Origin of the sequence: Geodermatophilus aquaeductus (assembly GCF_900182545.1) — a bacterium.
GTDB lineage: Bacteria > Actinomycetota > Actinomycetes > Mycobacteriales > Geodermatophilaceae > Geodermatophilus > Geodermatophilus aquaeductus.
On the sequence record NZ_FXTJ01000007.1, the window covers coordinates 52,995 to 75,932 of the forward strand.

The 22,938-nt window shown below is 74.8% G+C and carries 22 protein-coding genes and 1 tRNA gene; 4 read left to right on the plus strand and 19 right to left on the minus strand.

Annotated features, from left to right (window positions below; all coding sequences use genetic code 11):
- Positions 1 to 6 precede the first annotated feature (6 nt).
- From FN207_RS17055 to FN207_RS17090, 8 genes are all read right to left on the minus strand, one after another.
- Entirely contained in the window at positions 7 to 921 is a 915-nt protein-coding gene (locus FN207_RS17055) for a type II secretion system F family protein (RefSeq protein ID WP_142459681.1), read from the minus strand.
- The gene (locus tag FN207_RS17060) at positions 918 to 1,820 is read right to left on the minus strand and encodes a type II secretion system F family protein (protein ID WP_142459682.1); all 903 of its coding nucleotides are present in this window, start codon (positions 1,818 to 1,820) and stop codon (positions 918 to 920) included. Before FN207_RS17060 ends, FN207_RS17055 begins: the two co-directional genes overlap by 4 nt.
- The gene (locus FN207_RS17065; protein ID WP_142459683.1) at positions 1,817 to 3,235 is read right to left on the minus strand and encodes a TadA family conjugal transfer-associated ATPase; all 1,419 of its coding nucleotides are present in this window, start codon (positions 3,233 to 3,235) and stop codon (positions 1,817 to 1,819) included. The genes FN207_RS17060 and FN207_RS17065 overlap by 4 nt, the downstream gene beginning before the upstream one ends.
- The gene (locus FN207_RS17070) at positions 3,225 to 4,004 is read right to left on the minus strand and encodes a CpaE/TadZ family protein (protein ID WP_142459684.1); all 780 of its coding nucleotides are present in this window, start codon (positions 4,002 to 4,004) and stop codon (positions 3,225 to 3,227) included. The genes FN207_RS17065 and FN207_RS17070 overlap by 11 nt, the downstream gene beginning before the upstream one ends.
- A gap of 14 nt (positions 4,005 to 4,018) precedes the next feature.
- Positions 4,019 to 4,708: an SAF domain-containing protein gene (locus FN207_RS17075; protein ID WP_142459685.1), complete on the minus strand. Its 690-nt coding sequence runs from the start codon at positions 4,706 to 4,708 to the stop codon at positions 4,019 to 4,021.
- The gene (locus FN207_RS17080) at positions 4,705 to 5,607 is read right to left on the minus strand and encodes an ATP/GTP-binding protein (protein ID WP_142459686.1); all 903 of its coding nucleotides are present in this window, start codon (positions 5,605 to 5,607) and stop codon (positions 4,705 to 4,707) included. Before FN207_RS17080 ends, FN207_RS17075 begins: the two co-directional genes overlap by 4 nt.
- On the minus strand, positions 5,601 to 6,008 hold the full coding sequence (locus tag FN207_RS17085; protein WP_246066132.1) for a hypothetical protein: 408 nt from the start codon (positions 6,006 to 6,008) through the stop codon (positions 5,601 to 5,603). The genes FN207_RS17080 and FN207_RS17085 overlap by 7 nt, the downstream gene beginning before the upstream one ends.
- Before the next feature lie 406 nt (positions 6,009 to 6,414).
- The gene (locus tag FN207_RS17090; RefSeq protein WP_246066133.1) at positions 6,415 to 6,900 is read right to left on the minus strand and encodes a helix-turn-helix domain-containing protein; all 486 of its coding nucleotides are present in this window, start codon (positions 6,898 to 6,900) and stop codon (positions 6,415 to 6,417) included.
- 249 nt (positions 6,901 to 7,149) lie between these two features.
- Here FN207_RS17090 and FN207_RS17095 point away from each other — a divergent pair, with 249 nt between their 5' ends.
- Positions 7,150 to 7,506 (plus strand): helix-turn-helix domain-containing protein, encoded by a 357-nt coding sequence (locus FN207_RS17095; protein ID WP_142459688.1) that lies wholly within the window; start codon positions 7,150 to 7,152, stop codon positions 7,504 to 7,506.
- Positions 7,507 to 7,993: 487 nt separating this feature from the next.
- Here FN207_RS17095 and FN207_RS17100 read toward each other — a convergent pair.
- Positions 7,994 to 8,066, minus strand: a tRNA-Asn gene (locus FN207_RS17100).
- A gap of 139 nt (positions 8,067 to 8,205) precedes the next feature.
- Here FN207_RS17100 and FN207_RS26375 point away from each other — a divergent pair.
- The gene (locus tag FN207_RS26375; protein ID WP_185938391.1) at positions 8,206 to 8,520 is read left to right on the plus strand and encodes a hypothetical protein; all 315 of its coding nucleotides are present in this window, start codon (positions 8,206 to 8,208) and stop codon (positions 8,518 to 8,520) included.
- A gap of 5 nt (positions 8,521 to 8,525) precedes the next feature.
- On the opposite strand, the gene FN207_RS17110 is transcribed toward FN207_RS26375, so the two are convergent.
- From FN207_RS17110 to dusB, 8 genes are all read right to left on the minus strand, one after another.
- The gene (locus FN207_RS17110) at positions 8,526 to 9,107 is read right to left on the minus strand and encodes a hypothetical protein (RefSeq protein WP_142459689.1); all 582 of its coding nucleotides are present in this window, start codon (positions 9,105 to 9,107) and stop codon (positions 8,526 to 8,528) included.
- Complete coding sequence (gene dnaG, locus FN207_RS17115; protein WP_185938392.1) at positions 9,104 to 11,608, minus strand: DNA primase; 2,505 nt, start codon at positions 11,606 to 11,608, stop codon at positions 9,104 to 9,106. The genes FN207_RS17110 and dnaG overlap by 4 nt, the downstream gene beginning before the upstream one ends.
- A 93-nt stretch (positions 11,609 to 11,701) precedes the next feature.
- A complete protein-coding gene (locus FN207_RS17125) occupies positions 11,702 to 12,217 on the minus strand; it encodes a hypothetical protein (protein WP_142459690.1) in 516 nt (171 codons plus the stop codon).
- 17 nt (positions 12,218 to 12,234) lie between these two features.
- Positions 12,235 to 12,861 (minus strand): YdcF family protein, encoded by a 627-nt coding sequence (locus tag FN207_RS17130; protein WP_142459691.1) that lies wholly within the window; start codon positions 12,859 to 12,861, stop codon positions 12,235 to 12,237.
- 77 nt (positions 12,862 to 12,938) lie between these two features.
- Entirely contained in the window at positions 12,939 to 15,650 is a 2,712-nt protein-coding gene (gene ppdK, locus FN207_RS17135) for a pyruvate, phosphate dikinase (protein ID WP_142459692.1), read from the minus strand.
- 195 nt (positions 15,651 to 15,845) lie between these two features.
- Positions 15,846 to 16,235 carry a hypothetical protein gene (locus tag FN207_RS26380; protein WP_185938393.1) on the minus strand — a complete coding sequence of 130 codons (390 nt, stop codon included), beginning with the start codon at positions 16,233 to 16,235 and terminating at the stop codon, positions 15,846 to 15,848.
- A 93-nt stretch (positions 16,236 to 16,328) separates the two neighbouring features.
- Positions 16,329 to 16,769 (minus strand): hypothetical protein, encoded by a 441-nt coding sequence (locus tag FN207_RS17145; protein WP_142459693.1) that lies wholly within the window; start codon positions 16,767 to 16,769, stop codon positions 16,329 to 16,331.
- Positions 16,766 to 17,920, minus strand: coding sequence for a tRNA dihydrouridine synthase DusB (gene dusB, locus FN207_RS17150; protein ID WP_142459694.1), 1,155 nt, complete (start codon positions 17,918 to 17,920; stop codon positions 16,766 to 16,768). The genes FN207_RS17145 and dusB overlap by 4 nt, the downstream gene beginning before the upstream one ends.
- 174 nt (positions 17,921 to 18,094) lie before the next feature.
- Between dusB and FN207_RS17155 the strand changes: the two genes are divergently transcribed.
- Positions 18,095 to 19,198, plus strand: coding sequence for an NAD(P)-dependent alcohol dehydrogenase (locus FN207_RS17155; protein WP_142459695.1), 1,104 nt, complete (start codon positions 18,095 to 18,097; stop codon positions 19,196 to 19,198).
- A gap of 60 nt (positions 19,199 to 19,258) precedes the next feature.
- On the plus strand, positions 19,259 to 20,443 hold the full coding sequence (locus FN207_RS17160; RefSeq protein WP_142459696.1) for a glycosyltransferase family 9 protein: 1,185 nt from the start codon (positions 19,259 to 19,261) through the stop codon (positions 20,441 to 20,443).
- On the opposite strand, the gene FN207_RS17165 is transcribed toward FN207_RS17160, so the two are convergent.
- Positions 20,413 to 21,831, minus strand: coding sequence for a glycine--tRNA ligase (locus FN207_RS17165; RefSeq protein WP_142459697.1), 1,419 nt, complete (start codon positions 21,829 to 21,831; stop codon positions 20,413 to 20,415). The two genes, FN207_RS17160 and FN207_RS17165, sit on opposite strands and share 31 nt — an antisense overlap.
- A gap of 88 nt (positions 21,832 to 21,919) precedes the next feature.
- The gene (locus FN207_RS26385; protein ID WP_185938394.1) at positions 21,920 to 22,906 is read right to left on the minus strand and encodes a nuclear transport factor 2 family protein; all 987 of its coding nucleotides are present in this window, start codon (positions 22,904 to 22,906) and stop codon (positions 21,920 to 21,922) included.
- Positions 22,907 to 22,938: the final 32 nt, after the last annotated feature.

The following is a 22,938-nucleotide window of genomic DNA, read 5'->3' on the forward strand; positions in this document are numbered from 1 at the left end:
GCAGGGTCAGGTGGCCAGGAGCCGGGCCAGGGCGGGATAGAGGAACAGCAGGAGGAACGCGATCGACAGCAGCGCCACCGGAGCGGTGAGCTTCTCGCTGGCGGTGTTGGCCGCCGCCTCCTCCTCGGCCAGCAGCTGCACGCGCAGCGAGGAGGCGCGGGCCCGCAGCGTGGGGGCGATCGACGCCCCCTCCTGCGCGGCGACCACCGCGATGTCGGCGACGTCGGCGAGCTCCCCGACGCCGGTGTCGGCGGCCAGCCGGCGCAGCCCGTCCCAGGGTGGTTCGCCGCTGAGCCGGGCGGTGACGAGCGCGTCGGCGATCCGCCGGAACACCCAGCCCTCGCCCAGGGCGGCGGCCCGTTCCAGGGCGATAGTGGGTCCCTCGCTGGCGTCGCGCCGCAGGCTGACCAGGTCCAGGTAGGAGCACAGGGCGCGGCGCATCTGCCCGCGGGCCTCGGCGGCCTGGTCGCGTACGACGAGGTCGACGACGAGGAACAGCCCCCCGGCCAGCGCCAGGGATCCGGCCACGGGGACCACGACCGGGAGCCGGACGCCGGTCGCGCCCAGCACGGCGGTCAGCAGCGGCACGAAGAGCGCGCCGAACGCGGCCAGGCCGACCTTGCGGGCGGCGTAGCCCTCCGGTGTCCAGCCGATCAGCGCCAGCGCCTGTGCCGGTGCCCGCGGCCCGGCGGCGGGCAGCCGGCCCGCCGCCCATGTTCCCGCCCGGCCGGCCACTCGTCCCCACCGGTCTCCTGCCTGCGGCAGGGGCAGGGTCGGTGCGGCGGCCGACCGCCCGTCGAGGCGGGCCAGCGCGTCGGTGAGCCGGGGCTGTTCGACCACCAGGACCGCCCGGAGCAGCAGGAAGACCCCGAGCCCGACCAGGGCGCCGGAGCCGATCAGCGCCGCCTGGATGCCGCTCACGACGCCGGCACCTCCCCCGGCTCGGTGCGGCGGCTGCGGTCGCGGTCGGCCAGGAAGCGGGCCGACGGCGCGGCGGCGGTGAGCCGGCGCATCCACAGCAGGCAGCCCACGATCAGGGCGGCGATGGCGGCCAGCACCAGCTGTCCGACGACGGTGCCGTAGGGCGCCAGGTAGTCGCCGTTGAGGGCGGCCAGGCCGGACGCGGCGAGGGTGATCAGCAGCAGCCAGCGGGCGTTGGCGCGGGGCTTGGCGCGGTCGGCCTCCACCTTGCGGCGCATGGTGACCTCCTCGGTGAGGCTTCCCGCGAGCTCGGTGAGGACGCGGGCCAGCCCCGGCCCGCGCAGCTCCGCGCCGAGCAGCAGTGCGGCGACTACCAGGTCACCGGCGGCGTCGTCGAGGTCGTCGGCGAAGGCCAGCAGCGCCCGCGGCGTCGGCCAGCGGGCCTGCAGCCGGGCGGCCAGCGTCGCCACCTCGGCGGAGATCGGCTCGGGTGCGGTGCGCGCCGAGCGGATCAGCGTCTGCTCCAGCCCGCCGCCGGCGGCGAGCACGTCGGAGCTGCGGCGCGACCACTCCTGCAGGGCCTCGAGCCGCTCCACCGCGGCGTTGCCGCCGGCGAACTGCGCCAGCAGCCACGGCACGCCGACCACCGCTCCTCCGGCGAGCGCGCCCCCGACTGGCCATCCGGAGATCAGCCACACCCCGGCCGCCACGACGGCGGCGGTGCTCCACAGCACCCGCTGCCGCCGGGCCCGCCGCGGATCGACCGGCCCGGTGGAACGAGGCCGGCGGCGCGGGAGCCGGGCCGGCGCCGCCGGGGCGGTGACCGCGGAGGCGGCCAGCAGCAGGCCGCCGACCACCAGGGCCCCGCACGCCCCGGCCAGCAGTCCCGCGCCGCTCACCGCCGGCTCCCGGCCGCGCCGGCCCAGCGCCCGGCGGCAGATCGCAGCCAGTCGGGATCGAAGCCGACCCGCACGTAGTCGGCCAGGTCCACCGGATCGTGCTCGGCCACCGCCCGCCCGTCCGGGCCCGGGGCGAACACCTCGGTGAGCGCCGGGCGCCCGCCCTCCCCGATGCCGTTGCACTCCACGACCTGGCTGACGAACCGGTGGCGCTGCCCTCCGATCCACCGCTCGTCGACGGTGGACAGATGCACGACCAGGTCGATCGCCGACGCACACGACCGGTAGGCGTGCTCCGGGGTGACGGCGGCGCGGCCGCGCATGCACAGGTTGGCCAGCCGCTCGAAGGCGTGGGCGGCCGAGCGGGCGTGCAGGGTGCAGGCCGAGCCGCCCTCGCCGGCCTCCATCACCTCGATCAGCGGCCAGGCCTCCTCGCCGCGCACCTCCCCCAGCCACACCCGGGACACGTTCATCACCAGCGCCTGCTCCACCAGCTCGGTGAGCGTCACCTCACCGAGGCGGCGGCCGTCCGGGCCGCGCTCACCGGTGCCCTCCCGCGCCTCGAAGGGCACCACCCGGGGATGCCGGTCGGGCAGCTCGTGCAGCAGCAGCTCAAAGTGCTTCTCGATGGTGGCCAGGTTCTCGCTCACCGGGAGCTCGTTGGCCAGCGCGCGCAGCAGCAGGGTCTTGCCGGCACCCTGTCCTCCGGTGACCACGATGTTCTTCCGCGCGCGCACCGCGGCCCGCAGGAACTCCGCCAGCGGCCGGTCGATCGCCTGCAGGCCGACCAGGTCCTCGAGGTCGACGTTGCGGATCCGGTGCCGGCGGATCACCAGCTGCGGCCGGGGCACCGTCTCGATGACCGCCGCCAGCCGCGACCCGTCGGGCAGCCGCATGGTCAGCAGCGGGCTGGCCGTGGTCAGGGTCCGCTCGGCGCGGCCCAGCCGGGCGGCGATGTGCTGCAGCTGCCGCACCAGGTCCTCGTCGGAGTCGGCGATCGGGCCGACCCGGACGTCGCGTCCGTCGGCGTAGCCGATCCAGACGTTGTCGCAGCCGTGCGCCTCGATGTTCTCCACCTGCGGGTCGTCGACATAGGGCTGCAGCCGGCCCAACCCGAACTGGGCGGCGAACGCCGCCTCCGCGATCGCCCGTTCCTCGGCCGCCGACGGCACGTCCTGACCGGTCCGCATCCGCTCCCGGACCAGCTCGTCGACCCCGTCCTGGATGAGCGTGCGGGCCAGCTCCTGCTGCGCTCCGGCGCTCAGCGCGGGGCGGCGCTTGAGCTCCTCGGCCAGCGCCGTCCCGGTGGTCTCATGCAGCCGGCGCACCAGCGCCCAGTCGACCGGTTCGGCTGACGCGTCCGGCCCGCCGGAGGTGATCCCGGCCGATCCGTCGGTGAGCGCATCAGCGGTCATGGCGGCCTCCGGCGGTGGTCGCCGACGCGGACGAGGCCGGCGGCGGGGCCAGCCGCACCTCGTGCGCGGCGGCGAACTCGGCCAGCCCGACCGCCGCCGACCGGGCGGCCCGCAGCAGGGCCGACTGGGCGAACAGCCGCCCGGCCGGTGCGCCGTCGCTGAGAACCGCCGCCGGAACGCCCAGCGCCTCGCCGATCTCCCGCTCGCCGTACGGCTCACCGGGCCCCACGACGAGCGCCGCCAGCGCGCCGGCCCCCGGGCCCAGCCCCGTTCCCTCATCGCGCAGTTCGGCGACCGCCTGGGCGCTCGCGCGCACCGCCCGCAGCGTCGACCCGGTCACCACCACCACGGCATCCGCCCGGCGGAGCACCGCGGCCGGGAAGTGCTCGGCCCGCAGCCGCCCGCAGTCAGCCACCACGTCGACGGCCCCGCCCTTCACCGACGCCAGCGCGGTGGCCAGCCGCTCCCAGCCCACGTGCCGGGCGGTGGCCGGATCGGACAGCCCCGGCAGCAGCCGCGCCCGGCCGGTGCCGTCCAGCCGCAGGAGATGCGCGTCCAGCTGCCCGTCGAGGCCGCCGCGCCGCGCCGCCACTTCCAACTCCGCGAGTCCTCCGGCGGACAGCTGCGCCCGTCCGTACCCGGCCAGCACGTCGCCACCTGCAGGATCCAGTTCGGCCAGCACCACGCCGCGCGGCCAGGACAGCGCCAACGCCAGCCCGCTGGTGGTGACACCGGGGGCGCCCTTGGCCGAGCACAGCGCGATCAGCACGGCGACCGCCCCGTCTACTCGCCGGCCACGACGACGATGGCGACCAGTCCGGCGGCCGCGCGGGCGGCGACGTCCGGCCCGTCGGCGGCGTCGACGAGCACGTCGACCACGCGCAGCCCGTCGGTGCCCGGCGGCCCGGACCGCACCACCGTGGCCTCCACCGTGCCGGCCGTGCCCGCCGGAGCTGCCGCACCGGTCCCACCGCTGCCGGTCACCGGGACCAGCAGCACGTCGTCGCCGGCCCGCAGTGGCGTCGTCGGCAGCTGGACCGCCGACACCCCGACGCCGACCAGCTGCTGGCCCGGGGGCGGCAGCGGCTGCGCGGTCAGCGCCTCGCGGGTGAGCAGCGATCCGGGCGTCAGGGTGGTGGCGGCGACCATGCCGATCACCTGGTCGCGGTCGCCGTACGGGATGGGATCGAGCGCCGGATCGGCGGACACCCGCGCCTCCACCAGATCGGCGGCGGTGATCTGCTGCCCCCAGGGCACCTCACGCGCGACCGCGATCACCGGCGTCGTCCGTCCCAGCGACGTGGCGAGGTAGGCGGCACCGAGCGCTCCGAGCACCACCATGGCCACCGCCAGCGCCAACAGCGCCGGACGGCGGCGCCGGCGCGGTGGCGGCAGCGCGGGCGCCGGGGACGACCCGTTGAGCGCCGCGGCACGCCCCGGCGCGCCGGTCCTCGGAGGCTGCGTGCGGGTCATCGGCGACCGCCGTCCTGATTGAGGACGTGCAGCTCCCCGACGACCAACTCCGCCGACGACGACAGCTCCAGCGTCTCGGTGCCCGACAGCCCGCCACCGGACCAGGTGATTGTCCACGTGCTCGTCGCCGTGACCGGCCACGCGCCACCGGGCACGTGCCGGGTCGACGCCTGCGCGTAGACGTGGCCGCAGTCCGGCGACTCCCCGCCCGCCCCCGGCACGTACGGCGTCCCGGCGCCACACACGACGGTGGTGCCATCCCCCATGTCCCAGGCGATGCGGCTCACCTCACCCACGGCGGTGACCGTGACCCCACCGGCCGACACCGACTGGCGGGCCGGGCCGAGGAACTGCTCACCCCGCTCGGTCCACATCCACACCGGCAGGCCGACCAGCCCACTGGTCGAGCCCGGCGGCGGAGCCATCCGGATCTCCGGCGCGCGCATCACCAGCGATGCGATCGCCTGCTCCGCCAGCACCCGCGGATCCACCGGCGGTGCCGGGGGCGCGGAGCCGTTCGGGACGAAGACGAGGACCGCGGCAAGGCCCGACCCGTCACCGCGCGGGCAGACCTGCACGTACACCACGCCATCGGCCGCGGTCTTCCCCTGCCAGATCACGCTGTCCGGCGCCGGCTGCGGCTCGGCCACGCTGTACGTGCACGGGTTCGGCGCGGCGGCCCCGCCACTCGCCTCCGGTCCTTCCTCGCCAGCGTTCTCGCTCTCTTGCGCAACCCCGTCTGCTGCTTGTCCTGGAGAGGTTGCTTCGACTAGGCAGATGCCGGTCTGCGCATCCTTTCTGGCGCAGTCGACGGGCGGGGCTGCCATGGCGGTACTCAGCGCACTGGGAGCGGCGAGTATGGCGGCCGTCAGCAAGGTGACCCGGGACAGCCTCAGCATGGTCGGTCCGTCAGCGGTTCCAGGACATTGACCAACCAAGGAGAACCCGGCACGGAGTCGTAGCGAGTAACGGTGATGTCCCAGACGTATCGAGGAAGGGTTCCTGGGGGGATGACGTCACCGCTCTCGACCTCGACCACACGCGTGCTCTGGCTGTCGTAACAGCCAGCGATCTTGACCGTGGGCCCTTCCGAAGCGGCCAGGTCGATGGCGGTGACCTCGAGATCGACCGCTGTGTCGCCTTCCTGCCGCAGGCCGAGCGCCGCATAGTCCCGCACCGCTGTGACAGCGAGCAGGGCGGCGGGATCGCCGGCGTACCGCCGGATCTCCGGCTCCCAGTCGCTGGCCGCTGGATCCTGCTTGGCCGCGTCTGTCACGCGCAGCAACTCGTTGACGGTCATCGTCGCGGACCCCGCCGCTTCCTCTTCGGGAGTCGGCGCGTCGCTCGTCTCTGACGGCACCGCGCTCGGCCGCGACGGGGTCGCCTCGCTCGATGAGGAACTCTGCGGAGATTCCGCCTCCGCCGTGCAGCCGATGAGGGCCACAAGGGCAGGCAGGAGCACACCCGTCACCCGCCTCCGCGCCGTCATCGCGGCAGCGTCCTACGTGCACGACAGTCGTTCCTGGGCACGCGCACGGGTCCGACGACGCCCGGACACGGTCGCTGGACGGAAGCTGACACCGCGCCGGCCCGGGCCACGCGCGACTGTGCCGTGTGAGCCATGACACCTCCCCGGGCAGCGGATGCGGGAAATTACCACCGCAATCGCCCGTGGAGGCAACCTCTTCCTCCAGTAACTCTCCTGTTCAGGCGCCGAAGGACGCCACGGCGCGGTGGTCGCGTCGAGAGCGACGGACGGCGGCGTCCACGCGGGGGACGTCCACACCCAGAACGTCCGCGATGGCCGTGGTGAGCCTGGTCGAGGGATCCGCGCCGGGACGGCCGTCCTCCAGTCGCACATACGTCATGACGGACAGGCCGGGAGCGGTCACCTCGTTGGTGGCCAGCCCGGCCGCCAGGCGAAGGGCTGCCAGGGGTGGGTCATCGGGATCGACGTCGAGGAGATGCAGCGGCTCGACACCCAGCGCGGCCGCCAGCCGGGGAACGAAGCGGGGTCGGGGACGCTCCAGTCCCGTCTCCCAGACCCGGATGCGCGACGGGCTCGACAGCTCGAGTCTCGTGGCGAGCTCTTCTCGGCTCAGCGCCATGGCCTCGCGGGCAGCCTGCAGGCGGTCGCCTCGAAGCAGTGGCCGCGCCACGGCAGTCCCCCATCGCCACGGGTCGATGCTCACCCCGTGGTCCCGCACCTTAGGCCGCCGGAGGGCCTTCCCGGCCAGGCGCGACGCACGAACCGGAGAACCCTTGCAGCCACGCTGCCGGCCCATGCGCCGACGCGGCACTGAAGGGATACCGGAGAACGACTGGAGAAGGCCGGCGCCCATCGCGAGACGACCGGACAGCCCGGGCGGGCGATGACACAGGCCGTACCCGACGACGGCTGACTGGAGCGGAGCCGGAACAACGCGGCTCAGGCTCTCGACATGAGACCCGCGACCGATCCAGCGACGTCCTCGGTGACCTCTTCACCTGGGGCCTTCGGCCCGCCACGACCGTCGCGCTCGGCCCAGGCGCACCTACGGGGAACTCCGTCACCCAGCAGGTCGGACACGGCCGGGGCGGAGCCGGGACGCGTCGGCAGAGCCAGAGGAGACGACCCGCTGCTGACGGTCGCGGAGGCCGGTGACTATCTCGGTACCGGGGAGCGGTTCATTCGCCGGCTGATCACTCAACGACGGATCACCTACGTCAAGATCGGCAAGTTCGTCCGGCTCCAGCGTTCGGCGCTCGACGCCTTCATCGAGGCGGGACGGGTCGTCACCGAGGAGCAGCCGCCGTGACCCACCCCATGAGTGATGACTGACCTCGGCGACCAGGACGCCCCTGCTCGGTTCGTTCCCCGCGCTCGTCGCATGCAGCCGCACTCGCTGGTCCGCGCCTGGGACGTCCTCGTGGACCAGGCACGGGGATCATTCACAGGCCGTCTCGACGACTCGAGGACGGCGTCCCGGAAGCGAAGGCTGCCGGAGAACGAGGAGGCCGTCGGGTTCCTCACCGCCCACGGCAGCGACCGCCCACTTCTCCTGGGGAGCGACGAGCGCAACCTCTCGACGAGGAATCCATGCCCGAGACGCCTGTCCCCGCCGCCGACGTGGGTCGGTCTCGACAAGCCGTTGCTGACCGGGAGGCCGGGGACTCCGGCGACCTCGGTCGAGCAGCCGCGCCGACGCAGAGAGTGCGCCATCAGCGGCCGGCACCAAAGATGGGGGTTTTATGGGGCTCGTGAACCGCTGGCGAGGATCATCATCGCGCTGACCAGGAGCTTTGCTCCCCCGATTGGACTCGAACCAATAACCCTGCGATTAACAGTCGCATGCTCTGCCAATTGAGCTACGGGGGACGGGCGGGCGTGGCCCGCGCGCTCGTCGAGGATACCGCACGGCTCCGGGCGCCCTGCGCAGGCTCCTCCGATCGCGGACGGTCGGGTCCGCCCGTAGCGTGATCACCTCGTCGTTCTCGTCTCGCACACGGAGGTCACCGTGGCCAAGTTCTCCTTCCTCCTCGGCTTCGGCGCCGGCTACGTGCTCGGCGCGAGGGCCGGGCGCGAGCGGTACGAGCAGATCGCCGGCCTGTGGTCCGACGCCAAGGACAACCCGCAGCTGCAGGGCCTGGCGGGCATGGCGCAGGCCCGCGCCGACGACGTCGTCAGCTCGGTGAAGTCGAAGATGGGCCGCGACACCGGGCCGGACACCGCGTCGGCCCGCAGCACCGGCACCACCACGACGCCGCCGACGACCAGCACCGACTCGCCCGACCTCACCGCGCTCCCGGTCGACCCGCCGCCGATGGGCTGAGCGGGTCAGTCGGGCTGGTCCGCCGCGACCGCCTCGGCGAGCTTGCGGCGGGCCACCTCGCGGGCCTCGGGATCGCCGCGGTCGGCGTCGTCGTCGAACACGACGGTCCACTCGCGCACTGCCTGACCGGGTACCCGACGGGCCACCAGCACCACCCCGCCGCCACCGGGCAGCGGTGAGCGGCGGCTGGCGACGACGGTCTGGTCGACCCGGCGGCGCACCACGGCGGGCAGGTCGCCGGCGTCGCTGAGCGCGTACCGCTCGGCGGGCTCGCGTGCCTGCACGCCGGGCTCCACCTCGGTCAGGGCGCTGACGGTGAAGCTGCCGCCGCCGTCGTTGGTGGCCGACCACCGCGCCGACCCCACCTCGTGCCAGGGCAGCAGGCCGACGTCGCCGGCCCGGTCGAGCGGCAGGTCACCCGGGACGACGCGCAGCCCGCGGCTGGTGGCCACCAGCCAGCCCTGCCCGCGGACCAGCACGCCCCAGGCCAGCACCCGCTCGTCGGGGTCCGGCGAGGCCTGTACCGCGGCGCGCACCGGCTCGGGCGCGCGGGTGAACCGGCGGCGCAGCGCCGAGGCGACGCTCACGTGAGCCCGCCGATCGCCCGCTGCCGCAGCGAGATCGCCTCCTGCTCCAGCGCCATGAGGCGGGAGAAGGCGCGCATGTACTCGTCGCCCTGCTCGACGGGGTTCATCCGCTGCAGCCTGCCCTTGAGTGCGGTGACCTGCCGGACGGTGGCCATCTCCTGCAGCCGCGCCAGCACCGCCGACACGTAGCCCGCGTCGGCCTCCCCCACCGAGCGCAGCGGCTCGACGGCGAGCGCGGTGAGCTGGGCGCGCGCGGTCTCGCGGTCGCAGTGCGCGGCCACCTCGTCCAGCCACGCCGGCCCGGTGACCTGCGCGGCCGCCGCTCCCCCGGCCTGCGCCACGGCCGCGGCGACGGCGGCGTAGTCGGGGTCGGTGTAGGCCTCCGGCGCGATCGCGTCGAACGACGGCCCGGCGATCTCGGGCACCTGCAGCGCCGCCTTCACCGCCTCCCGCTCGACGGCGAGCGCGGCGTCGTCGGGGGTCCGCTGCGGCGCGCGGGGGCGCCGGGGCGGCGCGGTGTCCCCGCCGGTGATGCGGCGGACCCGCTCGAGCACCTCGCCCTCGTCGGTGTCACCGATCAGCCCGGCCAGCCGGCGGGCGTAGGCCGGGCGCAGGGCGTGGTCCTTGACCTGGGCGAGCAGCGGCGCCGTCTTGTCCAGCGCGGCGACCCGGCCCTCGACGGTGTCGAGGTCGTACTCGGCCAGCGTCGTCCGCAGCACGAACTCGATCAGCGGGGTGCGCCGGGCGACCAGGTCGCGGACGGCGGCGTCGCCGTGGGCCTGGCGCAGCTCGCAGGGGTCGCGCCCGTCGGGCTCGACGGCGACGTAGGTCTGCGCGACGAAGCGCTGGTCCTCCTTGAACGTCTTCATCGCGGCGGCCTGCCCCGCGGCGTCGCCGTCGAAGGTGTAGACGACCTCCCCGCGGAACTCGTCCTGGTCCATGAGCAGCCGCCGCAGCACGCTGATGTGCTCGGGGCCGAACGCGGTGCCGCAGGAGGCCACCGCCGTCGTCACCCCGGCCAGGTGGCAGGCCATGACGTCGGTGTAGCCCTCGACGACGACGGCCTGGTGCTTCTTCGCGATGTCGCGCTTGGCTCGCTCGATGCCGTAGAGGACGGTGCTCTTCTTGTACAGCGGCGTCTCGGGGGTGTTGAGGTACTTCGGGCCGGGGTCGTCGTCCATGAGCTTGCGGGCGCCGAAGCCGATGACGTCGCCGGTGATGTCGCGGATGGGCCACACCAGCCGGCGGTGGAAGCGGTCGATGAGCGTGCCGCGCGAGGACTCCTTGGCCAGCCCCGCCGTCACCAGCTCCTGCTGGCTGTACCCCTTGCCGCGCAGGTGGCGGGTGAGGGCGTCCCAGCCGGCCGGGGCGAACCCGCAGCCGAAGTCGAGCGCGACCTGCCGGTCGAACCCGCGGTCGGCGAGGAACTGCCGCGCCGGCGCGGCCTCGGGGCTGCGCAGCTGCTCCGCGTAGAACTCGAACGCCGCGGTGTTGGCCGCGACCAGCCGCGCCCGCTGCCCGGCCTGCGCGCGGTCGGGCGCGCCGGTGGGCCGGCCGCCGTCGTCCTCGTACTTGAGGTCGATGTTCGCCCGCGCCGCCAGCCGCTCGACGGCCTCGGTGAAGCTCAGGTGGTCGATCTGCTGGACGAAGCTGATGACGTCCCCGCCGGCTCCGCAGCCGAAGCAGTTGCCGGTCAGGATGTCGTCTTCCAGCGTGAAGGCGTGCGTGCCGGGCACCTCGGCGCAGTAGACCTCCTCCACGCGGTCGCTCCACTCGACCGACCGGACGACCCAGCTCCTCTTCAGGCGCCGGGCCTCGGAGTGCTGCCAGGCCGTCCGCAGATGGGCCCTCTCCACGTCCCGCGCGGGGCCCGACCGCAGGTCGGCGCGAGAGTCCGGCACCCAGCGCGCCACCTCGGCAGCCTTGCGGCCGAGCAGCGTGGCCACCGCCCGCCGCGTCGACACGGGACCGCCGGATGACGCGAGCGCCGCGGGCGGCGGGACGGACCGGGCTCCACCGGACGGCGACGCCAGCCGGTCGCCCGGCAGCAGGTCCCGGGTGACGGTCTCGCGCCGGTCCTGACGCCGCGGGCCCGAGCGGACGAACCAGCGGTGCTCGTCGGTCGCGTGGAGGACCTTCGTCCGACCGTCCCGGGTGAGCGTCAGCCTCATCAGCCGCTGCACCCCGTAGGACCGGAAGGGCGCCTCGACCCAGCGTCCAGCGCCGTCGAGCACCCGGACCGTCCGCCCCGCGAGCTCCGCGATCGGCACGACGCCGTCCTCGGTGAGGACCCCCGTCTCGCCCGCCAGGCAGTGGAAGAGGTTGCGCGCGGGGGTGACGTGGAAGGACGGCGACTTCTCGTCGTGGAACGGGCACAGGCCCTTGAGGCTGCCGCCACCCGCGCGCTTGAGCTGCAGGTGCTCGCCGACGACCTCGTCGATCCGGCTGCGCTCGCGCACCAGCGCGATGTCCGCGGCTCGGATACGTCCCCGGCCGGCCATGGGCCCCCTCCGTCGTGCTGCTGCCGGGACGCCGGTGCGCGTCCCGGCACCGATCATCCCCTCCCGGGTCGAGGGCGCGGGAACCGTGTGGACTCAGCTGCTCCCGGCGGTCGCCGCGCCGATCGACACCGCGATCGCTGCGCCGTAGGTGCGCCGCTGCAGCACCAGGACCAGCCACAGCAGGAACACCTGCGCGTCGAGGGTCAGGTCCTCGCCGGCGGTGAGCGTCGGGCGGGGCGACCACCCGCCGGTCGAGCCGCTCTCGGCGACCGTGCGCTCCCCCACCGCGAACCGGTAGGTGCCCTTCCAGTACGAGGCGGGGACGACGTCGACGACGGTGCCCTCGAGGTCGGCCCGCCAGGTGCCCTTCCACACCGACACCTGCTCGGCACGCAGCCGCGCGGCGTCCTCGGGGTCCACCGTCCAGCGGCCGGCCAGCGCGCCGCCCTTCCGCCGCTCGAGGACCCACTCGCGGTCCCCCACGACCGCGACCGAGCCCTCCTTCCAGAAGTCCGTCGACCGGAGCCGGGCGACCAGCTCACCCCCGCGCAGGACGGGCACCTCTCCCTTGCCCGCGCCGGACTCCCCGGCCTTCCCCAGCTCCAGCACCCGTGCCTCCCGTGGACTCAGCCGATGCCCGGCGCGCCCGCGACGCTCTCCCCGGTCACGCGGTAGAGCAGGTAGGCGGCGGTCTCCCTCAGGATGTACCGGAACTGCGTGTTGCGCGTCTGGACGGCGGGACCCTGCCGCGTGGGCGAGCTCTCCGCCGCGATGCCGGCGTCCTCGGCCATCCGCTCGGCGCGCATGGCGTGCCAGGGGTCGGTGACCAGGACCGCGTCGGACCAGCCGCGCTCGGCGAACGCGGCGCCGACCGCGCGCATGCTCTCCAGCGTGTCCACGCCCTCCTGCACGGGGAGCAGCGACTCCGCGGGGATCCCGGCCTCGAGCAGGTAGTCGCGCCCGGCCTCGGCCTCGGTGAACTGGTCCCCGGCCGCCTTGCCGCCCACGGTGACGACGACCGGCGCGACGCCGTCCTCCCACAGCGCCAGGGCGTGCTCGAGCCGGGCCTCGAAGATCGACGACGGCACGCCGTTGTACTGCGCCGAGCCCAGCACGACGATCGCGTCGGACTGGGGCCGGGAGTCCTGCCGCGCGGTCCACCAGATGGCGGCCGCGGTCGAGGCGACGAGCAGCAGCGCGGCGAGCACGAGGGCGCCGAACACCCGCGATACCAGCGCCCCGACCCGCGTCACCGGTCATGGATAACACGGTGCCCGCGACTGCCGTGGCAGCTGTGACGGGCGTGGCGCGCGACGGTCGCGCCCCGCCGTCAGGAGCCCGCGGGGTCCCCGCCGAGCGCCGCGCGGCCGGCCTCGAGCCGGGCCACCGGCACGCGGAAGGGCGAGCACGAGACGTAGTCCAGGCCGACCTCGTGGAAGAAGTGCACCGACTCGGGGTCGCCGCCGTGCTCCCCGCACACGCCGAGCTTGAGCCCCGGCCGCGCCGACCGGCCGCGCTCCACCGCGATCTCCACCAGCCGGCCCACGCCCGGGCGGTCCAGCGACTCGAACGGCGAGACCCCGAAGATCCCCTTGTCCAGGTAGGCGTGGAAGAACGCCGCCTCGACGTCGTCGCGGGAGAAGCCCCAGGTCATCTGGGTGAGGTCGTTGGTGCCGAAGGAGAAGAACTCGGCGGACTGGGCGATCTGGTCGGCGGTGAGCGCGGCCCGCGGCACCTCGATCATCGTGCCGATGAGCGCGTCCACCTCGACCCCCTTCGCGGCCGAGACGTCGGCCAGCACCCGCTCGCTCTCCTCGCGGATCGCCTCGAGCTCCTGCACGGCGCCGACCAGCGGGATCATGATCTCCGGCCGCGGGTCGCCGCCGGCCGCGCGTCGCTCGCAGGCGGCCTCGGCGATCGCCCGCACCTGCATGGCGAACAGCCCCGGCACGACCAGGCCCAGGCGCACGCCGCGCAGGCCGAGCATCGGGTTGGACTCGTGCATCCGGCGGACGGCGGCCAGCAGCCGCAGCGTGCCCTCGTCGGACTCGCCCTGCGCCTCGGCCACGGCCACCCGGACCGACAGCTCGGTGAGGTCGGGCAGGAACTCGTGCAGCGGCGGGTCGAGCAGCCGGACGGTCACCGGCAGCCCGTCCATCGCCTCGAAGATCTCCAGGAAGTCCTGCTTCTGCAGCGGCTCGAGCGCGTCGAGGGCGGCCTGCCGGTCGGCGTCGCCCTCGGCGAGGATCAGCTTCTCCACCAGCTGGCGGCGGTCGCCGAGGAACATGTGCTCGGTGCGGCACAGGCCGATGCCGCGTGCGCCGAAGCGGCGGGCGCGGGCGGAGTCCTCGGGGGTGTCGGCGTTGGTGCGCACGTCCAGCCGCCGCTGCGCGTCGGCGTGGGTGAGGATCCGGTGCACGCTGCGGACCAGGTCGTCGGCGTCGGCGGACTCCGGGTCGATCTCGCCCTCGAAGTAGCGGACGACGGCGGAGTCCTCCACGGGCACCTCGCCGAGCCACACCCGCCCGGTGGACCCGTCGATCGAGACGACGTCGCCTTCGGAGACCACGGTGCCGTCGGGCGCGGTGAACCGCTTCGCCTTCGTGTCGACCTGCAGCTCCTCGGCGCCGCAGACGCAGGTCTTGCCCATCCCGCGGGCGACGACGGCGGCGTGCGAGGTCTTGCCGCCGCGGCTGGTGAGCACGCCCTCGGCGGCGATCATCCCGGACAGGTCGTCGGGGTTGGTCTCGCGCCGGACGAGCACCACCTTCTCCCCGCGCTGCGCCCACTCGACGGCGGCCTCGGAGGAGAACACCGCCCGCCCGACCGCGGCGCCGGGCGAGGCGTTCATGCCCTGCGTCAGCTGGGTGGCATCCCCGCCGGAGACGAACCGCGGGAACATCAGCTGCGCGAGCTGGTCGCCGCTGACCCGCCGGACCGCCTCGTCCATGTCGATGAGGCCCTCGTCGACCAGCTGGGTGGCGATGACGAACGCCGCGGCCGCGGTGCGCTTGCCCACGCGGGTCTGCAGCATCCACAGCTTGCCGCGCTCGACGGTGAACTCGATGTCGCACAGGTCGCGGTAGTGCGACTCCAGGCGGGCCATCGTGGCCAGGAGCTCGTCGTAGGCGCCGCGGTCGATGCGCTCGAGGTCGGCCAGCGGCACGGTGTTGCGGATGCCGGCGACGACGTCCTCGCCCTGGGCGTTCTGCAGGTAGTCGCCGTACAGGCCCTGCGCGCCGCTGCCCGGGTCGCGGGTGAACGCCACGCCGGTGCCGGAGTCCGCGCCGAGGTTGCCGAACACCATCGAGCAGACGTTGACCGCGGTGCCGGCGTCCGGGGGGATGCGCTCGCGGCGGCGGTAGAGGATCGCGCGCGGGCTGTTCCAGGAGTCGAAGACGGCGTTGATCGCCAGGTCCATCTGCTCGCGCGGGTCCTGCGGGAAGTCCCGGCCGGTGTGCGCGCGGACGATCTCCTTGAACCGGCCGACGACGTCGCGCAGGTGGTCGGCGTCGAGGTCGAGGTCGAGGTCGGTGCCCTGCTCGCGCTTGGCGTCGTCGAGGGCCTCCTCGAAGGCCTCGCCGTCGATGTCGAGCACCGTCTTGCCGAACATCTGGATCAGCCGGCGGTAGGAGTCCCACGCGAAGCGGTCGCTGCCGGACTGCGCGGCCAGGCCCTGCACCGACTCGTCGTTGAGGCCGACGTTGAGGACGGTCTCCATCATCCCGGGCATCGAGGCGGCCGCGCCGGAGCGGACGGAGACCAGCAGCGGGTCCGACGGGTCGCCGAGGGTCTTGCCCATCGCCTTCTCCAGCGCCGTCAGGTGCTCGGTCACCTGGTCGGCGAGGTCGGGCGGGGTGCTGCCGTGCTCCAGGTAGAAGCGGCAGGCGTCGGTGGTGATGGTGAACCCGGGCGGCACGGGCAGCCCGAGGTTGGTCATCTCGGCGAGGTTGGCGCCCTTGCCGCCGAGCAGGTCCTTCTGGTCCCTGTTGCCCTGGCTGAAGTCGTAGACCCAGGTGGTCGTGCCCGTACCGCTGCCCACCGCGTACCTCCGCGTCCGGCCGGGTAGACGTCTAGTACGTCCGCTCGGCGCCAGGACGCGATCGTCGCCCACCGGGCGGGGACACGCCAGAGCGTCGCCCGCTGGAGGGTCGGAGGGTGAGCGGCCTCACGGGACGGGCCCGGTCGCTGCCGACCGGGCCCGCCCGTGGGAACGGCTCGTGGCCGCCGGGGGCCGTCAGGCGACGAGGACGAACCCGACGACGGCGAACAGCAGCGTCAGCACGCAGACGAGGATGCCGACGTAGAGACCGGTGCGGTTCACCGGCGAGGGCGGCGGCGGGACGTAGCGCGGGAACCCGCTGGCCAGCGACCCGCGCTGCACCTGGGCGGCCTGCTGCGGCGTGGGCGCGAACTGCGGCTGCGGCGGCAGCTGCACCTGGCCGGGGAAGGCGACCTGCGTGGCGGCGGCCGGCTGGGGCGCCGGGGCGGCGACGGGCGCACCGGCGGGCGCGATCCCCGCGGCGGCGTACGGCGCGGCCGGGGCGTACGGCCCGGGCTGGGCGTACGGCCCGGGCTGCGCATAGGGCCCCGCAGGGGCGACGGGCGGGTGGGGCGGCTGCGACAACGCGGTTCCTCTCGAGCAGGCCCGGTGGACCTCCAGCCGGGCGGCGCACATGGTGACAGCCCGCCGCCGGGGTGAGAAGGGATCCGCTCGCGGTCAGTCGGAGGTGCCGCAGATCCTCGGGCCGTCCTCGAGGACCACGGTCAACGTGGCCTCCGCGCCGTCGTCCCAGCGGACCCGGACCTCCCGGGACTCCTGGTCGGCCAGCCGTCCCTCCTCGACGCCGACGACCTCGCCGGTGCCGGGGTGCTCGTAGGCGGGCAGGACGTCGGCGACGTCGCCGGCATCGCGCTCGGCCTGGCACAGCAGGTCGCCGGCGGTCTCGGTGTCGCCGGCCGCGAGGGCGGCGAGGAAGACGCCGGTCACCTCGCGGGCCTGCTCGTCACCGCCGCCCTTGACCAGGGGCAGGGCGAACACCATGGCGACGGCGAGGACCGCGGTGCCCCCGAAGACCCCCAGGATCAGGCGGTTGCCGTTCTTCGGGGTGCCGGTGTGCAGCGGCTCCGGCCCCTCGTCGTACAGGTGGGGGCCGCTCATCCGCCGCTCGTCTCCAGCTCCGCGCCGGCCGGCGGGCGGGGGTCGTCGCGGTCGTCGAGCCAGCCCTCGGGCAGCGCCACCGGCCGGGGGCTGCTCGTCCGACCGCGCGGGCCGCCGAGGACCGCCGTCGGGTAGGGCTGATCGGGGATGCGCTCGAGCAGGCCGGCCAGCTCGTCGAGCGAGCTCACCATCGCCAGGGCGCGGCGGACGTCGGAGCCCACCGAGAAGCCCTTGAGGTACCAGGCGACGTGCTTGCGGAAGTCGGTGCAGCCGTGCAGCTCGCCCTGCTCGGCCGACAGCAGCTGCGCGTGCCGGTACATGACCGCGGCGACCTCGCGCAGCGTCGGCAGTGCGCGGCGCGACTCCCCCGCGAAGGCGGCGGCGAGGTCGCCGAACAGCCAGGGCCGGCCCAGGCAGCCGCGCCCGATGACGACGCCGGCGCACCCGGTCTCGCTCATCAGGCGCAGCGCGTCGTCGGACTCCCAGACGTCGCCGTTGCCGAGCACCGGGATGTCGACGGCCTCGACCAGCCGGGCGATCGGCGCCCAGTCGGCGGTGCCGCTGTAGAGCTGGTCGGCGGTGCGGCCGTGCAGGGTGATCGCGGCGGCGCCCTCGTCCTGGGCGATCCGGCCGGCGTCGAGGTAGGTGACGTGGTCGGCGTCGATGCCGATGCGGGTCTTCACGGTCACCGGCACGTCGCCGGCGGCGCGGACGGCCGCGCGCACGATGTCGCGGAACAGCACCCGCCGCCACGGCAGCGCCGACCCGCCGCCCTTGCGCGTCACCTTGGGCACCGGGCAGCCGAAGTTGAGGTCGACGTGCGCCGGGCGGGTGCCGGCGACCTCCTCGTCGACGAGCATCTCCACCGCACGCCCGACCGTGGCCGGGTCGACGCCGTAGAGCTGCACGGAGAAGCCGGCCGCGGCCTCCTCCGGCGTCGCCCGGATCATCCGCAGCGTCTTCTCGTTGCGCTCGACCAGCGCCCGCGTGGTGATCATCTCGCACACGTAGAGGCCGGCGCCGAACTCGCGGCACAGCGTGCGGAACGCGGGGTTGGTGATCCCGGCCATCGGCGCGAGCACCACCGCCGGGTCCACGGTGAGCGGCCCGAGCCGCAGCGGGGCGACCGCCGGCGCCAGGGTGCTCGTCACGCCGTCCAGGGTAGGTGGCCGCCCTCGGTGGCCGGGGTCACCCGCGGGGACGCCGCCGTCCCGGCGCGTGCGGGCCGCAGTGCTGGGCACTCCCGCTGTGCACCCCGCCCGCCGCCGGGCCCGCGCTGCCGGCGGCACCGACCGCGGCCGTCCCGAGCGCGGGCAGGAGGACCCATGAGGATCACCGCAGCCGTCGTCGAGGAGCTGCACGGCCCCTTCGTCGTCCGGGAGGTCGAGATCGACGAGCCCGGACCCGGGGACGTGCTCGTCGAGGTGGCCGGCACCGGCTTCTGCCACACCGACGGCATCGCCCGCGACGGCGACCTGCCCTTCCCGCTGCCCGGCGTGCTCGGCCACGAGGGCGCCGGCACCGTCGTCGCGGTCGGCGACGGGGTGACCGGCGTGCAGGTGGGACAGGCCGTCGTGCTCGGCTGGCCCTCCTGCGGCGCGTGCCGCAACTGCGTCGCCGGGCAGCCGCGGTACTGCCTGCGGATGGGCGAGCTCGTCGGCGGCGGGCACCGGCTCGACGGCGGCTCCGCGCTGCGCACCACGGACGGCGGCCCGCTCGCCAGCCACTTCTTCGGCCAGTCGTCGTTCGCGACGCACGCGATGACCACCGCGTCCTCGCTGGTCCCCGTCCCCGCGGGCCTCCCGGTCGAGCTCCTGGGCCCGCTGGCCTGCGGGCTGGCCACCGGCGCGGGCGCGGTCTTCAACACCGTCCGGCCCGAGCCGGGCACCTCGATCATCGTCTACGGCACCGGGACCGTCGGGCTGGCCGCGGTCATGGCCGCCCGCAACTCGGCCGCCACGACGATCATCGCCGTCGACCGGCACGCCTCCCGGCTGCGCCTGGCGAGCGATCTGGGGGCCACGCACACGGTCGACGCCACCGACACCGACCCGGTGCAGGCGGTCACCGACATCTGCGGCGGCCCGGCCGACGCGGCGCTGGAGTGCACCGGCGTCCTCCCGGTGATCCGGCAGGCGGTCGACTCGGTCGGCATGCTCGGCACCGCCGTCCTCATCGGCGGCGCCCCGGCCGGCGCGGAGTTCACCGTCGACCACCTCACGACGCTGTGGGGCAAGACGATCCGGGGGACCCTCGGCGGCAGCGGCCACGGCCAGGCGCTGATCGCCGCGCTGATGGACCTGCACCTGCAGGGCCGCTTCCCGTTCGACCGGCTCGTCCAGTTCTTCCCGCTCGAGCGCATCGAGGACGCCGTCGAGGCCTCCTACAGCGGAGCGGTGGTCAAGCCGGTCGTCCGCATGGCCGGGTGAGGTTCAGAGAACGTCCGGTCCGGGCAGGGGGTGCTCCCGCCCCCGAGCCCAGGAGCACGCGTGCCGAGGTCCGCCCCGCTGTCGCCCGCGGGCGCGCTCGTCCCCGGCGTCGAGCGGATCGCCGTGCTGCGGGCCAACTTCCTCGGCGACCTGGTGCTCACGCTCCCCGCGCTGGCCGCGCTGCGGGCGGCCTACCCCGACGCCGAGATCACGCTGCTGGGCGCGCCGCTGCACGCCGCGCTGCTCGACGGCCGCCCGGGGCCGTGGGACCGCGTGGTCGTCGTCCCGCCGTGGCCCGGCGTGCGGGACGCCCCGGGTGCCTCCCGCGACGGCAACGAGGCGCGCGCGTTCCTCGCCGGGCAGCGCGCCGAGGGCTACGACCTCGCGCTGCAGCTGCACGGCGGGGGCGGCAACTCCAACCCGCTCGTGGCCGCCCTCGGCGCGCGGGTGACCGCCGGCGCCCGCGACGCCGGCGCCCCGCCGCTGGACCGCTGGCTGCCCTACTGCTCCGACCAGCACGAGCTGCTGCGCTGCCTGGAGGTCGCCGGCCTGCTCGGTGCGGTGCCGGTGACGCTCGAGCCGCGCCTGGCGGTCACCCCCGAGGACGCCTCGGCCGCCGACGGCGTCCTGCCGCCCGGGCCCGAGCCGCTGGTCGCGCTGCACCCCGGCGCCCAGGACCCGCGGCGCCGGTGGCCGGCCGAGTGCTTCGCCGCGCTCGCGGAGACCCTGGCCGGCGAGGGCGCACGGGTGGCGCTGGTCGGCACGGGCGAGGACGACCGGCGGGCGGCCGACGCCATCCGCGCGGCGACGACGGCGCCGCTGGTCGAGCTGGTCGGCCGGCTGTCGCTGTCCGCGCTGGCCGGCGTGCTGGCCCGCTGCCGGCTCGTCGTCGCCGACGACTCCGGCCCGCGGCACCTCGCCGAGGCGGTCGGGACGGCGACCGTCGGCGTCTTCCTCGAGCGCAACCTGCTCAACGCCGGCCCGCTCACCCGCCGGCAGCACCGCGTGGCCGTCTCGACCCGGACGGCGTGCCCGGCGTGCGGCGTCGACCAGGCCCGCGCGCGCTGCGGGCACCACGCGTCCCTGGTCGCCGGCGTCTCCCTGGCGACCGTGCGGGACGCCGCGCTCGACCTGCTGGCGCACGCCGGCCCCGCGGTGCACGCCGCGGTGCAGTTCCGCGGAGGTGCCCGGGGCACCTCCGCGGAACTGCCCGGTCAGCAGCCGGGGAGCCGCGCCGCCAGGTAGGACGCGACGGCGTCCAGGCCGATCCGCTCCTGGCTCATCGAGTCCCGCTCCCGCACGGTCACCGCGTCGTCGGTGAGGGTGTCGAAGTCGACGGTGAGGCAGAACGGCGTGCCGATCTCGTCCTGCCGACGGTAGCGGCGGCCGATCGCGCCGGCGTCGTCGAAGTCGACGTTCCAGTTCCGGCGCAGCCGGGCAGCGAGGTCGCGCGCCTTGGGCGAGAGGTCGGCGTTGCGCGACAGCGGCAGGACGGCGGCCTTGACCGGCGCCAGCCGCGGGTCCAGCCGCAGCACCGTCCGGACGTCGACGCCGCCCTTGGCGTTGGGCGCCTCGTCCTCGGTGTAGGCCTCCACGAGGAAGGCCATCAGCGAGCGGGTCAGCCCGGCCGCCGGCTCGATGACGTACGGCGTCCAGCGCGTGTTGCTGGCCTGGTCGAAGTAGGACAGGTCGACGCCGGAGTGCTGGCTGTGCGTGGACAGGTCGAAGTCGGTGCGGTTGGCGATGCCCTCGAGCTCACCCCACTCCGAGCCCTGGAAGCCGAAGCGGTACTCGATGTCGACGGTGCGCTTCGAGTAGTGCGACAGCTTCTCCTCCGGGTGCTCGAAGTGCCGCAGGTTGTCCGGCGAGATCCCGAGGTCGGTGTACCAGCGGGTCCGCTCGTCGATCCAGTACTGGTGCCACTCCTCGTCGCTGCCCGGCTCGACGAAGAACTCCATCTCCATCTGCTCGAACTCGCGGGTGCGGAAGATGAAGTTGCCCGGCGTGATCTCGTTGCGGAAGGACTTGCCGATCTGCCCGATGCCGAACGGCGGCTTCTTGCGCGCGGCGCCCATGACGTTGGCGAAGTTGACGAAGATGCCCTGCGCGGTCTCCGGGCGCAGGTAGTGCAGCCCCGACTCGTCCTCGACCGGGCCGAGGTAGGTCTTGAGCATCATGTTGAAGTCGCGCGGCTCGGTCCACTGGCCGGTCACGCCGCAGTTCGGGCAGGTGATCTCGGCCAGGCCGTTCTCCGGGAGCCGGCCCTTCTTCGCCTCGAAGGCCTCCTCGAGGTGGTCGGCCCGGAAGCGCTTGTGGCAGTTCTGGCACTCGGTCAGCGGGTCGGTGAAGACGCCGACGTGACCGGAGGCCACCCAGGTCTGGCGCGGCAGGATCACCGAGGAGTCCAGGCCGACGATGTCGTCGCGGCTCTGGACGACGGTGCGCCACCACTGCTTCTTGATGTTCTCCTTGAGCTCGACGCCCAGGGGCCCGTAGTCCCAGGCGGAGCGGGTGCCGCCGTAGATCTCACCCGACGGGAAGACGAAACCCCGGCGCTTGCAGAGGTTGACCACCTTCTCGAGGCGGGCAGGGTCGTGCGGCGCTGTCGACGTGCTGGTGGTGCTGGCGCTCACGGGCTGGGTGCTCCATCCGGCTGGCGGTCGGCGGTTGACCCGCCCACGGTAGACGCCCCGCCCGGGCGGCCCCGCCCGCCGTGCTCCCTCAGGGGGAGGTGTAGCCGCACACGGCCGGACCGCCCTCGTCGACCACGGTGACCACGAACGTCGCCTGCTCGCCGCTGTCGAGGGTGACCTCGAAGGTGACCTCGTCGACGTCGCCGGCGGCGGTCGCGTCGGTGGCCGACCCCTCGGTGATCTGACCGCCGAGGAAGGTGTCGAAGTCGGCCAGCAGCGCCTGCCCGTCGGGGAACTGGCTCTGCCCGTCGGCGCACAGGTCGGCGTAGGCGGTGTCGCCGTCCCGGTCGACCAGCGACTGCACCCACGAGGCGGCGAACTCCGGGCTGCCCGGGATGACGGGCTCCCCCGCCCCGCCGGTGCCGCCCCCGCCGGTGCCGCCGGTCGGCGTCGACGCCCCGCCGCCGAACCCGCCCTCACCGGAGGGCGAGGACGACGACGAGGAGGACGACGGCGCCGAGGACGACGTGCCCGCCGACGTGGGCGTGGCCGTGGTCGTGCCGCCGTCGTCGCCGCGGGTGAGCAGCACAGCGGCGAGCACGCCGCCGCCGACGAGCAGGACGGCGAGGGTCACCAGCAGCGCGACGAGGGGGCCGCGACTCTTGCGCGGAGCCCCCGGCCCGCCGTAGGGGGGCTGGCCGTAGCCCGGCTGCGCATACCCGGGTTGCCCGTACGGGGCCTGGCCGTACGGGGGCTGCCCGTAGGGAGGCTGGCCGTACTGGGGCTGCCCATAGGGCGGCTGCTGGTGGGGAGGCTGTCCCGGCTGGCCGTACGGCGGCTGGCCCTGGCCCGGCTGCCCGTAGGGGGGCTGGCCGTAGGGAGGCTGCTGCGGTGCCGGCCCGCCGGGCTGCTGCACCGGGCCGCCCAGGCGCAGCGTCGGGTCCCGTTGCTCGGACGCGCCGGGCAGCCGGTCGGTGGGCGGATCGGGCAGCGGGCGCGGCGGCACCGGGGGCAGGCGCACCTCGCGGGTGCGGTCGGGGGGCGGCGTCCCGTCGTCGTGCGGCGGCTGGCTCATCGCGCCTCTCCCGATCCGGCGTGGTGCTGTCC